Source organism: Streptomyces aurantiacus, assembly GCF_001418335.1.
Classification (GTDB): Bacteria; Actinomycetota; Actinomycetes; order Streptomycetales; family Streptomycetaceae; genus Streptomyces; species Streptomyces aurantiacus.
Genome location: NZ_LIPP01000080.1, coordinates 24,088 through 36,673, shown reverse-complemented (window position 1 = coordinate 36,673; position 12,586 = coordinate 24,088). Strand labels below are relative to the sequence as shown.

The 12,586-nt window shown below is 69.8% G+C and carries 10 protein-coding genes and 3 pseudogenes; 9 read left to right on the top strand and 4 right to left on the bottom strand.

What is annotated here, in order from left to right; all coding sequences use genetic code 11:
• Positions 1-697, top strand: a pseudogene (locus AOK01_RS11880) (serine/threonine protein kinase); the annotation flags it as partial.
• A gap of 248 nt (positions 698-945) precedes the next feature.
• Here the strand turns inward: AOK01_RS11880 and AOK01_RS11875 are convergent.
• Positions 946-1,689 (bottom strand): helix-turn-helix transcriptional regulator, encoded by a 744-nt coding sequence (locus AOK01_RS11875; protein WP_425424732.1) that lies wholly within the window; start codon positions 1,687-1,689, stop codon positions 946-948.
• Positions 1,690-1,825: 136 nt separating this feature from the next.
• Between AOK01_RS11875 and AOK01_RS11870 the strand changes: the two genes are divergently transcribed.
• Positions 1,826-2,776: an NAD(P)-dependent alcohol dehydrogenase gene (locus tag AOK01_RS11870; protein ID WP_055510935.1), complete on the top strand. Its 951-nt coding sequence runs from the start codon at positions 1,826-1,828 to the stop codon at positions 2,774-2,776.
• A 389-nt stretch (positions 2,777-3,165) separates the two neighbouring features.
• Here the strand turns inward: AOK01_RS11870 and AOK01_RS11865 are convergent, their stop codons facing one another.
• Complete coding sequence (locus AOK01_RS11865; RefSeq protein ID WP_055510931.1) at positions 3,166-3,738, bottom strand: TetR/AcrR family transcriptional regulator; 573 nt, start codon at positions 3,736-3,738, stop codon at positions 3,166-3,168.
• 84 nt (positions 3,739-3,822) lie between these two features.
• Here AOK01_RS11865 and AOK01_RS11860 point away from each other — a divergent pair, with 84 nt between their 5' ends.
• Both AOK01_RS11860 and AOK01_RS11855 read left to right on the top strand, forming a co-directional pair.
• Positions 3,823-4,776 (top strand): NADP-dependent oxidoreductase, encoded by a 954-nt coding sequence (locus AOK01_RS11860; protein WP_055510930.1) that lies wholly within the window; start codon positions 3,823-3,825, stop codon positions 4,774-4,776.
• A gap of 490 nt (positions 4,777-5,266) precedes the next feature.
• Positions 5,267-5,632 (top strand): VOC family protein, encoded by a 366-nt coding sequence (locus AOK01_RS11855; protein ID WP_190854956.1) that lies wholly within the window; start codon positions 5,267-5,269, stop codon positions 5,630-5,632.
• Between the two features lie 112 nt (positions 5,633-5,744).
• On the opposite strand, the pseudogene AOK01_RS11850 reads toward AOK01_RS11855, so the two are convergent.
• Positions 5,745-6,062 (bottom strand): annotated as a pseudogene (locus tag AOK01_RS11850) (transposase); the annotation flags it as partial.
• 107 nt (positions 6,063-6,169) lie between these two features.
• Here AOK01_RS11850 and AOK01_RS11845 point away from each other — a divergent pair.
• Positions 6,170-7,038 (top strand): annotated as a pseudogene (locus AOK01_RS11845) (helix-turn-helix transcriptional regulator).
• Between the two features lie 37 nt (positions 7,039-7,075).
• On the opposite strand, the gene AOK01_RS46105 reads toward AOK01_RS11845, so the two are convergent.
• Positions 7,076-7,420 carry a transposase gene (locus AOK01_RS46105; protein WP_079103353.1) on the bottom strand — a complete coding sequence of 115 codons (345 nt, stop codon included), beginning with the start codon at positions 7,418-7,420 and terminating at the stop codon, positions 7,076-7,078.
• 769 nt (positions 7,421-8,189) lie between these two features.
• Between AOK01_RS46105 and AOK01_RS11835 the strand changes: the two genes are divergently transcribed.
• The 4 genes from AOK01_RS11835 to AOK01_RS11820 are packed head-to-tail and all read left to right on the top strand — an operon-like array spanning position 8,190 to position 12,565.
• A complete protein-coding gene (locus tag AOK01_RS11835; RefSeq protein WP_055510928.1) occupies positions 8,190-9,245 on the top strand; it encodes a ketoacyl-ACP synthase III family protein in 1,056 nt (351 codons plus the stop codon).
• Between the two features lie 10 nt (positions 9,246-9,255).
• A complete protein-coding gene (locus AOK01_RS11830; RefSeq protein ID WP_055510927.1) occupies positions 9,256-10,386 on the top strand; it encodes an acyl-CoA dehydrogenase family protein in 1,131 nt (376 codons plus the stop codon).
• Positions 10,383-11,825 (top strand): AMP-binding protein, encoded by a 1,443-nt coding sequence (locus AOK01_RS11825; RefSeq protein WP_055510926.1) that lies wholly within the window; start codon positions 10,383-10,385, stop codon positions 11,823-11,825. The genes AOK01_RS11830 and AOK01_RS11825 overlap by 4 nt, the downstream gene beginning before the upstream one ends.
• Positions 11,822-12,565 (top strand): class I SAM-dependent methyltransferase, encoded by a 744-nt coding sequence (locus tag AOK01_RS11820; RefSeq protein ID WP_055510925.1) that lies wholly within the window; start codon positions 11,822-11,824, stop codon positions 12,563-12,565. Before AOK01_RS11825 ends, AOK01_RS11820 begins: the two co-directional genes overlap by 4 nt.
• The last annotated feature ends 21 nt before the right edge of the window (positions 12,566-12,586 follow it).

Sequence of the window (12,586 nt, the reverse complement as noted above, 5' to 3'; positions counted from 1 at the left end):
GCACGGAGCCCCGCCTCCCTCCGGCCCGCCGACAGCACTGGCGCCGACCCGGAGCCGGACCCCGCTGACGGTCGGCGCCGCCGCGCTGGCCCTGGCGGTGATCGCGGCAGGCGCCTGGGTCCTCACCCGAGGCGACGACACGGACGCCGACGCCGAGGGCAGCGGTGGACAACCGGCCTCCTCGGCGACCGCCGGATCGCACACCCCCGCCGGCGCCACGCCGAGCACCGTCGCCTCTTCCACCGCGAACGCGACGCCGAGCGACTACACGGAGATCTTCAAGGACAAGCCGCTCACCCTGCGCGCCCAGTTCACCGCCGGCCGCAGCTCGTACACCAACGTCGACCTGGACGCACCGAAGATCGACACCAAGGCCTCCAGCACGACGACGGGAGCCGAGCTGCAGTACGAGGAGTTCGGCGGCCGGTACACCCTGCGCTTCGTGACGACCGCGGGAAAGAGCGCGGGCACCACCCCCGAGGAGTGCGTCGAGGGCGCGGCGACCGACGCGCTGCCCTCCGAGCTCGCCGACGAGGCCCAGGGCGACCATCTGACCCCGGGCACGGTGCTGTGCACCGTCACCGACGAGGACAACCTGGCGATGCTCAGCATCAAGGACGTCACCGTCCAGACGGACGACGAGGGCTTCAAGGCACGCGACTACGTCACCGAACTGACCCTCTGGAAGGCGTCCTGACCCGGCCGTCGCGGAACGAACCGGACCCTGCCGCCCGTCAACGAGTCGTTCAGCCCCATTACGGTCAACAGGTCGACGGGTAGAGCGCCGGAGAATCCGGAGCAGGCTGAGAAGGGCGTCAGGGAAGCCTGGCGGATCTTCTTCGGCCCTGAGTCCTCCGCCGCCGACAGGACGACACCTGGTTGGTCGCGGCGAGCCAGGAGCCGTCGGCCGCGATGGTTGCGTCAACCGGTGGTTCGGCGTGGGGGTCAGCGGGCGTCGAGCAGGCCCGCGAGCAGTTGGAGCCGCTCGGCGTCGGGGCTGCCTTCGGCGGTGGTGCAGACGATGAGCATCGGGCCGGAAGAGCCCGGCATCGGGTAGGCGTCCCAGTCCGGGTTCAGTTCCCCGACCAGAGGGTGGTCGACGCGCATCCGGCCGCGGGTCGGTGCCTCCACGTCGTGGCGGGCCCACAGGGTCGTGAACTTGTCGCTGCGGACCGCGAGTTCGCCCACCAGCTCGACGGCGCGCGGGTGCGCCGGATCGGCGGCGACCTGCGTCCGCAACATCCCGATCAGCTCGGCGACCGTGGCCGCGCGCTCCGGGCACGTCTGGTGGGTGGGTGCGAGGCGGGGCAGGTGGAGGCGGTCGGCCAGGTCGCGGAGGAAGGCGGTCTGCTGGGTGCGGGTGCGGGGGTACGGCGGCAGGCGGTCGAGGGCTGCGGCGAGGCTGTGCAGATGCCGGGACTCCTCGGCGGAGAAGTGCAGGGCGCGCGCGAGCGCGTCGAGGACCTGCTCGGAGGGCCGGACGTCGCGTCCCTGCTCCATGCGCTGGTAGTAGTTCGCGCTCACCCCGGCCAGCAGCGCCAGTTCCTCCCGCCGCAGCCCGGCGACGCGCCGCCGCGGGCCCGGCTCCAGGCCGACGTCCTCCGGTCGCAGCCGCGTTCGGCGAGCTCGCAGGAACGTGGCGAGTTCGCGTCGGGGATCGCCGCGCATGGCGAGGGATGCGTCGGTCACGGCGTCAGTATGCCGCCGGCACGCCCGCTGGGGGTGGCTCTGGCTGTCCCAGGAAGATGTGGACGCCTGTGAGGTCGAGGTCGCGCGCAGGGTCCAGCATCGGATCCACCCCAGCCGACCACGGAAGGACAGCGACATGAAGGCCGCCCAGATCACGAGTTACGGTGCGCCGGACGTTCTGCGGGTGAACGACGTGGACCGCCCGGCTCCCGGCACGGACGAGGTACTGGTGTCGGCCGAGGCGTCCAGCGTGAACGGACACGACGCGATCGTCCGCGCCGGGGAGGTGAAGTTCATGTCCGGGCGCCGCTTCCCCATCGGTACGGGGCTGGACTTCGCGGGCACCGTCGCGGCGACCGGCCCCGGGGTGGAAGGGGTCACGGTCGGGGAACGGGTGTGGGGCACGGTGCATCCCCGGAAGCGGCACATCACCGGTGGCGCGGCCGAGTACGTCGTGGTGTCCGCGGACCGGCTCGCACCGGCCCCGGCGGACATGTCGCCGGTCGAGGCGGCCCCCCTGGTGGTCGCGGGTTCCACGGCACTGATCGCGCTGCGTGACAGCGTGCGTCTCACCGGCGGGGAACGCGTCCTGGTGCGTGGCGCGGCCGGCGGCGTCGGCACGGCCGCCGTGCAACTGGCACACGCGATGGGCGGCCGGGTGACCGCGCTGGCTCGCGACCGCCACGCCCAGCTCCTCACCGGCCTCGGTGCCGACGAGGTCCTGGACTACGGCTCCACCCCCTCGGACCGGATCGGGCCGTTCGACGTCATCGTCGACACCGTCGGCTCGGAACTGAACCGCTACCGGAGCCGGCTGGCCAAGGGTGGCCCGATGGTCACCGTCGGACTGTCCCCGTCGGCCCTGGCCTCGATCGCCGCGACGAGCGTGTACGGCTCCCGTCGCATCCGCGCCTTCAGTGCCGATCCCGACACCGCCCTGCTCGGCACTCTGGCCGGCCATGTCACTTCGGGTGCGCTGCGCCCGGTGATCGACAGCGTGTATCCGCTCGCGGACATCGCCGCCGCGCACCGGGCGTTCGAGCGCGGCGGCATCTCGGGCAAGCATGTGGTGGTGGTGTCCGCGTAGCGCGCCCGGGGCCGGGTCTGCGACGTCTCGCTGGGCGTTGCGGGCATTAGCGGCGCTGCGGGCATGCGCGCTGTGGACCTGGCGGGGCAGCCATGACCCGCTACTCGTACTCCCCGCGCTGCATGTCCGCCGGCGCTCGCGCTTCCGCCTCCCCACGGACCATCCCCAGGGTGTCCTCAAGCGCTCTGTTCTTCCGGTCTCGCCAGCGCCCGGGCCGACCCGACCGGCCATGGACAAGCTCAACGACAATACGAGCGGAGCGCTCGGGATTCGTCGACTGCGGGAACCTGCCTGACACTGACCGCGCACACCAAAGCGCCGACCGCCACGTCCATCGCACCCTCGCGTCGCGCAATGCACGAGCTGGGACCCCCTTTGCCACAATGCGCTCAGCCGACCGTCGGGGCCAGCGGCGCGACCGACTCACGCAGTTCGGCGGCGGTCAGGGCGACGAGCTCGGAGAGAGTCGCGTCGGGGTCGGCCAGCCAGCGGGACGTGGCGCGCCGGGAGACCGCTATCGCCACGTCGATGATGAAGCGTGCCTTGCCGGGCTCGACGCCGCGGTGTTCGAGCGCCTGCGCCAGCGCGTCGGCGATATCGGCGAGTTTGATCAGATCGCGCTCGGCCAGTGCCGGGCTGGCGGCGATCACCCTGACGCGGCGCAGCAGGAACTCGCGCGAGTGAAAGACCTCGTCGGCGGTCCCCAGCGCGGTCAGTAGCACCTCGATCGGCGTGAGGCCGGGGTCGGCCGCCTCGACCCGGGCGGCAAGGTGGGCTTCGAGTTCGTTGCCGGCGAAGAGGACTTCCCGCTTGTCGGGGAAGTATCGGTAGAAGGAGCGCTCGGTCAGACCGGCGGTGCGTGCGATCTCCGCGACCGTGGTGCGCTGGAACCCTTGCGCCTCGAACAGTTCGAGCGCCGCGCGCTCGAGCCGCCCCTGTGCGTCTGACTCCCATCTCGGCATGCCCACCAGGATATGACAGCAGAGGCTGTCGTCGTGACGCTAAGATCGATGACAACAGATGCTGTCATCACCTAGGAGATCGTCATGAAGGCCCTTCAGTTCGACCGGTTCGGATCCCCGGACGTGATCGTGCTCCGCGAGGTCCCGAAGCCGGAGCCGGGACCCGGCCAGATCCGGATCGCCGTGCGGGCGTGCGGCCTGACGCCGGGCGACTGGGCGGTGGTCGACGGCCTGCTCGCCGACCAGTTGCCGCCACTGCCGCGCGGGCTCGGCGTCGAGGTCGCGGGCACCGTCGACGCGCTCGGTGAGGGCGTCATCGGCGTCGAGATCGGCGACCGTGTGTTCGGCCCGGCGGCCTTCGGCGGCCCGACGGCCGGGGCCGCCGAGTATGCGCTGATGGCGGTCTGGGCTCACATTCCTGTGGGCGTCAGCGCCGAGCAGGCCGCCGCGCTGCCGATGGCGGCCGAGACGGCATGGCACGCACTCGACGACCTCGGCGTCCAGCCGGGTGAGCTGCTGCTCGTCCATGGCGCGGGCTCCACGGTGGGTGAGGCGGCGGTGCGCTTGGCGCTGCACCGGGGTGTCCGGGTGATCGCCACCGCCGGGCCGACGCGGGCCGCAGTCCTGGAAGGGATCGGCGCCCGGGTGACCAGTTACGGCGACGGCATGGCCGAACGCGTCGCCGCACTGGCCGGTGCCCGCGTCGACCGCGCCCTGGACACGGCCCCGACCGGCGGCCGGATCGACCGAGCCGACCAGGCCAGCCCGGACGGCGGCTCGCTGCCGTCCCTGATCGAGCTGACCGGGGAACCCGACCGCGTCCTCACCGTCTCGGACTTCGCCGCTGCAGCCGAGCTGGGCACCCGGATCACCCAGATCGAGATGCGCTACGACCGGATGAGCGAGTTCGCCCAGCTGGCCGACGAAGGGATACTGGTCGTATCGGTCGCCCGGACCTACACGCTCGACCAGATCCAGGAGGCGGCCAAGCTCAGCCAGGCCCGTCGGCCTGGCGGCAAGCTCGTGCTCGTCCTGTGATCAGGTTACTGACCTGGTCAGAGGCCACCGCACGATCTTCAGGAGTCCAGACAACTCCGGGTGATCACGCCGTGGTTGTACCCGTTCCCGACCAGGATCCCTACAAGATCGCGAAGTCACACTGCATACAGATCATTCCCGAAAGATTGCTAAGTGGGGTTGAAACCCACTGACAGCTGGGACCAGCTCACGTGGTCGAGGCCAGTCGGAGGCCCGGAACCCGCGGGCTACTCTGCCTCCAGGAGCCCAGCCACCCTCCGGTTCCCTGGTTTTCCCCTCCAGGAATCCGCGGACCCGTCGGCTCGAAAGAGGACGGAGTTCGACTGGGGCGTGTATCGAAAGCGCCGGTCACAGCCACCCGTTGCTCTGAGGCAGGGATAAATCGCTACGTCAGCGGTGGATGTGGCGAGTACGGTGTGGCTGTGGCTGTGGCCGGTGATCGCGTGCGGCGGCGGCTCACGGAGACAGACGCGCGGACGCGAAGGAGCGAATGGTGCCAGGCGCTGTACTGCGAGGGGTGACTCTGGACTGTGCCGACCCGCAGACGCTGGCGGGTTTCTACGGTGCACTGACCGGGATGCGCGAACTCTTCAGTGCGGACGAGTTCGTCGCTCTGACGGACGACTCCGGCTGCGATCTGGGGTTCCAGAGGGTTGACGGATACCGGGCTCCGCAGTGGCCGGGTCAGGACGTGCCACAGCAGTTCCACCTGGATTTCCGTGCTGACGACCTCGATGCGATGGAAGAGCTGGCCCTGGAACTCGGCGCGGCCAGACCGGACCATCAGCCCGGCGACGGACGCTGGCGGGTACTCCTGGATCCGGCTGGCCACCCCTTCTGCCTGACGTCTTCCTGACATCACCGGCGTTGACAGGTATCTCCCGTCAGACGTCGTAGCGCTCGGGCTTGGGCGAGCGGTGCATCAGCTGCTGGCCGCTTCGGAGAGGGCATGGCGTCAGATGTGCTGGTCACAGCCACTCGTTGATGGCCGCTACCAGAGCGGTTGCCTCGTAGCGGACTGCGAGCTTGTCGTACCTCGTGGCCACGGCACGGTGCCTTTCGAGGCGATTGATGCCGCACTCGACCGTGTGCCGGGCCGTGTAGTCCTCCGGGTCGAACTTCGGCGGACGGCCGCCGCGGGAGCCGCGTTTCCTTCGGTTGCGGGCCTGGTCGGCCTTGTCCGGGATGGTGCAGCGAATGCCACGTCTACGCAGGTAGGCGCGGTTCCTCCGGGAGGCGTACGCCTTATCGGCGCGCACCCGCCTCACCGACCGCCGCCCCACCCCGGTCGACCACATCCTGCACTGGTCGACATGGCGCCGCAGACGACAACACCAAGCCCGCACCAGCCACTACAAAAGACGTGGACACAATCCCTGAAAGCTGCCCAGCAATCAGAGCAAGCACCGTTGCAGTACTAGCCGCATTGGGTGCCTTCTTGAAGTCGCGCCGGGACAGGATCCGGCCCGAGGACGTCGGTCTTCCCGCCGGGTTTCGCCGCCGCGTGTCGGGTCTGCGCCGCGAGGAGGTCGCTCAGCTGACGGGAGCCTCGGTCGACTACTACATCGAGCTGGAGCGCGGGGCGGGCGCCCAGCCGTCCGAGCAGATGGTGGCTGCGCTGGCGCGAGCCCTGCGGATCGGCCGCGACGAGCGCGATCACCTCTTCAGACTGGCGGGCCGCCCGATTCCCCCGTCCGGCAGTCCGGCCGACCACGTCCACCCGGGCATGCTCGACCTGCTGCACCGCCTGGACGGCACACCGGCCAAGGTAGTCACTGATTTGCGTGTCACGCTGGTGCAGAACCGGCTGGCCGATGCGCTACTCGGCCCGCCACCGGCCGCAACGGGGCGGGCCTCAATCTTCCTGGACCGGTGGTTCACCGACCCGACCGCACGGGCGCTCTACCCGCCCGAGGACCACGCCGAGAAGACCCGCTCCTTCGTGGCCGACCTGCGCGCCGCTACGGCCCGGCGCGGCAGCGATGACCCGGAAGTCACCGCGATGATCACAGAACTGAGCGCGCGTAGCCCTGAGTTCGTCGACGAGTGGGCCCAGTACGATGTCGAGTTCCGGTGCAATGAACGCAAGCGTCTGGTACATCCTGATCTCGGGCTCCTTGAGGTCAACTGCCTGAACCTGTAAAGCGAGGACGGACGGCAATGGCTGCTGTGGTTCACCCCGGTCGTCGGCACCGACTCGGTTGCCAACTCGAGCTGCTCGCTGTCCTTCGCACGCAGCGCATTGCTCCACAGGGGCATTGAGGCTGTTCCTGACTCACTCGGCACCCTGACCGAGATGTCATCCATGCTGGGTGCCTTGGACGACATCCTGGGCTACCACGTGGAGCGCCGGCCCCGGGACGACTTCCACATCGACCACGGCGATCCGTCGCCGCACCGGCAGGGGATTGCGCGGCGACCGGTTCACGAACTGCTGCGGGGCCTGCGTGTTGCCCTCCGGCAGCTGCTCGGCCTTCGGCCGGATCGACTCGCGCCGACGGCCCGGCGTCAGACCCCGCACACAACACTCACCCCACCGCCGCTGATTCCGCCGCGGCAACGCCCCGCACGCGTCGGCGTCGAACTCCGCCGGCTCACCCCGGAGCCGTTCCACCCGGAGCCGTCCCACTTCCCCCGGCCTCATGCGAAGAAGGTGCCCGTCGCCGGGCGAGTTCGCCCGACGTGGCGAAGCGCTACCAGGCCACGGCACCGACGAGTGCGGGAGTCACCGCGGTCACCACCGCGGCGCGGCGGGCCCCAGGACCGAGGTCTCCTTCGGTGCTTGTCACCCGGCAGCCGACGCGACGCCACCGGGTCCCGCGTTCACGGCGGCTGGCCGGTGGCCGCCAGTGATCAGGTCGGAAAGGCTCACTGGAGCACGACCCGGCCGTGCACCACCCGGTCCGCTCGCACCACGACGTGTGTACTTCGGACGCAGGTGTCTCCTGCTCGACGGTGAAGACATTTGTCGCGGCCGCATGTTCCCATTACTCACCTGTCGCCCCAAAGGTGACCTCTTGACGCACACGGAAAGGGGGTGCACTCTTGCGTTCAAGAATGCTGCCTTTCCGTCGTCCGTCGGACGACGACGGGTTTCGAGGGTCGGCACATGGGCGAGTGGCGCGCAGCAGAGACCGCACACTTCTTCAGGTAACGTGATCCGCCGCAAGGAATGACAAAAGGGAACGTTCCGGGATGGACCGGAATCTGCGTGCACTCCTTTTCCGGTCTTCTCCATTGCCCTTCACGGCCGCAGCCGATCTCATACTTTCCGTCCAATGGATCCCCACGTCACCCTGCGGAAAAGCGCGCCAGGATGCCCGACTCCGCCGTCGACCATGCACGCCGGCTTCCTCTTGGGCCAATCTTTGCGTTTCACGACCGAGATCATCCGAGAATATTTGGGGTGGGTCATGAAGACATCCGATGTGCTGATCAGCGGTCTGGGCTCCTTTCTTCCCGACCGGGTTCCCATCGGATGGGCGGTCGACCGGAAGCTGATCGACCGGACCGCCGCGGAGGAGTACGGAATCACCAGCGTCACCGTCGCGGGCGACATCCCGGCCCCCGAGATGGCGGTGCGGGCGAGCCGGCAGGCACTCGAACGGGCCGAACTGGACCCCGCGTTCCTCGGCCTGCTGCTCTACGTCAGCGTCTGGTATCAAGGACCCCACGGCTGGTGCCCGCAGTACTACGTGCAGAGACACACAGGAGCCGGTCAGGCCACCGCGGCCGAAATCAGGCAGGGCTGTATGGGAATGTTCTCCGCGCTGGAACTCGCGGCGGCTCACCTCATGGCCTCGCCCGAGCACGAGGCCGCGCTGCTCACCTCCGGCGACAACTTCACCTCGGACCTGCTCCAGCGCTGGAGCTTCAGTCCGCACTTCGTCATGGGTGACGCCGGTTCCGCCGTCGTCCTCAGTCGGCGGAAGGGTTTCGCCCGGCTGAAGTCCGTCAACGCGGTGACGCTTCCCGAGTACGAGGCCATGCACCGCGGGTCCGAGCCATTGTTCCCTCCGGGAGCCGGCCGGTCGGACAAGCTCGACTTCGGCGAGTCCAAGGACCGCTGGCTGGACGGTCCGGACCGGGACCCGGCCGGCCCGCTGAAACTCGTGGCCGCGCAGGACGACATCGTCAGCCGCACTCTTGAGGAAGCCGGCATCACGATGGATGACGTCTCTCGTGTCGCCTATGCCAACGGGTCACGGGAACGTGTCGAAGGGCGCGCGATGGTTCCGCTGGGTCTGCCCATGTCTCTCTCGACGTGGGAACAGGGGCGTACCGTCGGACATATCGGCGCCAGCGATCAACTGGTGGCACTCGAACAGCTTCTGCTCTCCGGCGAACTGCGACGCGGGGACCATTTCCTGATGCTCGGTGTCGGGCCCGGACTGAATATCGCGTGCGCCGTGATCGAGATCATGGACGATCCCCACTGGTCCACCGCCCGTCCGGTCATCGCCGCGTGAAAGGCGTCTTATGGACTTCAGCCTGAGCGCTGAACAGGAAGAGCGGTACGCACGCACACGGGAGGCCGCCCGGGCCCTCTCCCCGAGGGCTTCCGCCGGCACGTTCGACGGCACTGTCCGCAAGGAACTGGCCGGCCTCGGACTGCTGGGAGCGGCTGTCCCGGAGGAGTGCGGCGGTGCGGGTCTCGGCGCTCTCGACTCGGCCCTCCTGTACGAGGCGGCGAGCGACGGCGGCGCGGACACCGGACTCCTGTTCGCCGCGGCGGCCCATCTCTTCGCCTGTGTCAGGCCGGTACTGGAGTTCGCACGTCCGGCGACGCGGAAGACGCTGCTTCCCGCACTGTGCTCGGGCGCGCTCATGGCGGGCAACGCCATGACAGAACCGGAGGCGGGATCGGACATCTCCCGGTTGGTGACCAGGGCCACCAGGACGGACGGCGGATACCTGCTCGACGGGGTGAAGAGTTTCGTCAGCAACGGCCCGGTCGCCGATCTCTACGTCACCTATGCGACCACCGATCCGGACGGTGGCTACTTCGCTTCCACCGCGTTCGCCGTGGACCGCGATTCCCCCGGCCTGGTCGCGGGAGAGCCGATGGAGAAGTCCGGCCTGACCGGCTGCCAGGCCGGCGAGGTGCGGTTCAGCCGGTGTTTCGTGCCGGACGAGAGGGTGCTGGGTTCGCCCGGCCAAGGGCAGTTGGTGTTCCAGGCGTCGATGCTGTGGGAGCGGTCCTGCCTGTTCGCGATCTACCTGGGCCAGCAGGAACGTGTCATCCGCAGGTGCGTCCAACATGCGCGGGAGCGGCGGCAGTCCGGAAAACGGCTCGCCGACCTTCCACCGGTCGCCGACCGGTTGGCGGACATGAAACTGCGGCTGGAGAGCGGACGACTCCTCCTGTACCGGGCCTGTGCCGAGATCGACGCCGGCCGGGACCCCGCCCTGTGGGTCGCCCTGGCGAAGCTGGCCGTGTCCGAGGCCGCCGTCACCACGGCGCTCGACGCCGGCCGGATCTTCGGGGGCCGTGCCTTCCTGACGGAGTACGGAATCGCGGACGAGGTGCGCGACGCCCTTCCCGCCACCACCTTCTCCGGTACATCCGACATCCAACGTCAGCTGATCGCCAGGGAGTTGGGACTGTGAGCCTCTACAGCCCGGTGGCCGACGCCGCCGCCCGGACACCGGACGCGCCGGCGGTCCACGACCTCACCACCGGCCTCACCTACGGCGAACTGGACGCGCGCGCGGACACGTACCTGGCGGCGCTGCGCGGTCGCGGCGTCCGGCCGGGCGACCGCGTCCTGGTCTGGACGGACAAGACGACCGACGCGGTGGCCGTCGGCCAGGCGGTGTTACGGTGCGGCGCGATCCACGTCCCCTTACCGCGGAGCAATCCCCGCGAGCGGGTCGCCCGGATCGCCGCCGACGCCCGGCCGGCGCTGACCGTGACGGATCACGGTGAGCACGTCCCCGGCCTCCTCTCCGTACCCTGCGCGGATCTGTACCGGGAAGGTGCGCACGGCCCGCACGCCGCCCATGCCTCTCCTCATCCGGTCCGGCCCGCCGACCCGGCGTACATCCTCTACACCTCGGGGTCGACAGGGTCACCGAAAGGCGTCTGCCTGAGCCACGGCAACGCGCTCGCCTTCGTCGACTGGGCCTGCCGGGAGCTGGCACTCACCGCCGCCGACCGGCTGGCCAACCACGCCGCCCTCGGCTTCGACCTCTCCGTCTTCGACCTCTACGCGGGCTTCCGGTCCGGCGCGTCGGTGCACCTCATCGGTGAGACCCTCGCCCAGGCCGCGGACCCGCTGGTCGGCTTCCTGCTGGAACGCCGGATCACGGTCTGGTACTCCGTGCCGTCCGTCTGGGTGCTCATGGCGGAGTACGGCGAACTGCTGGAGCGCGGACCGGGGGCACTGCGGGCGTGTGTCTTCGCCGGCGAGCGGTTCCCCCTGAAGCCGCTCAAGGACCTGCGCCGCGCCTGGCCCGGCGTCCGCATGCTCAACTGGTACGGCCCCACGGAGACCAATGTGTGCACCTCGTACGAGGTGACGGCCGCCGACCTCGCGCGCACCGGGGACATCCCGATCGGATCACCAGCCGCGGGGGACACCGTGACGCTGGACGACGGTGAGATCGTGGTCAGTGGCCCGACGGTCATGCTCGGCTACTGGGGCGGCACGCCGCAGGACGGGCCCTACCGGACCGGTGATCTCGGCCGGTACGACGCCGACGGTCTGCTGGAGTACCGGGGCCGGATCGACGACATGGTGAAGGTGCGCGGCCACCGGATCGAGCCGGCCGAAGTGAGCGGCGTCCTCGTCGCCCACGCGTCGGTGCGCGACGCCGTGGTGGTCGTCGCGGGCACCGGCCTGGACGCGCGGTTGCACGCCTTCGTGGTTCCCGAGACCGGGTGGGCGCCCGAGATCGCGGAGCTGCGCCGGCACTGCGCCCGCTCGCTGCCGCCCTACATGGTCATTGACGCGCTGCACACGGTTCGCGGCTTCCCACGGACCGCGAACGGAAAGGTCGACCGCGCGGCGCTCGGCGCTCTGGTGTCCTCGGGGGTGGGCGTATGACAGGCGCGGCCTGGGACGCCTTCTGGTCGAGCCTGCCCGCCGAGCCCGGAGCCGCGCTCTGGGACTCCGCGCCCCGGCTCACCGCGGCGCGGCACCTGCCGCTGTTGCGGGACCACGCAGACCTGTCGCTGCCCCTGGTCGACGTCGGGTGCGGCAGCGGACGGCAGACACAGTGGCTGGCGCGGCACTTTCCGCAGGTCGTCGGAGTGGACATCGCCGAGGCCGCGGTGGAACTGGCCGCCGCGTCGCACGGGGCCCCCAACGTCACGTACCGCCGCGCCGACCTGCTCGACGAGGACACCGTGACGGCTCTGCGTGCGGAGTTCGGTGACGTCAACGTCTACATGCGCGGCGTCCTGCACCAGCTCGCCCCGGACGACCGCACGAGAATGCTGAGGAACATCAGGCTCCTGCTCGGCGGGGCGGGAGTGCTGTTCACCCAGGAGCTGACCGAGCGCACCGGCTGGTACATCGCCGAACTGCTCGCCGGCGGCGAACAACTGCCCAAGACAGCCGGTCTGGCGGCCCATTTCGACTTCGGCGCCCGCATCGCCCCCGCGCACGACGGACGGCTGCGACTGCTGTTCGAAGGAAACGGATATGACGTCGTCGCCGACGGCGACATCGCCCTGCACACCACGGAACACACATCCGGCGGGCACCCGCTCGAACTGCCGACGCGATATCTCGTGGCGTGTGCGTCGGACGCGTGCGTCGGAACGGATGTGACCCGCACCTGAGCCGGCCGCGACACCCGGAGG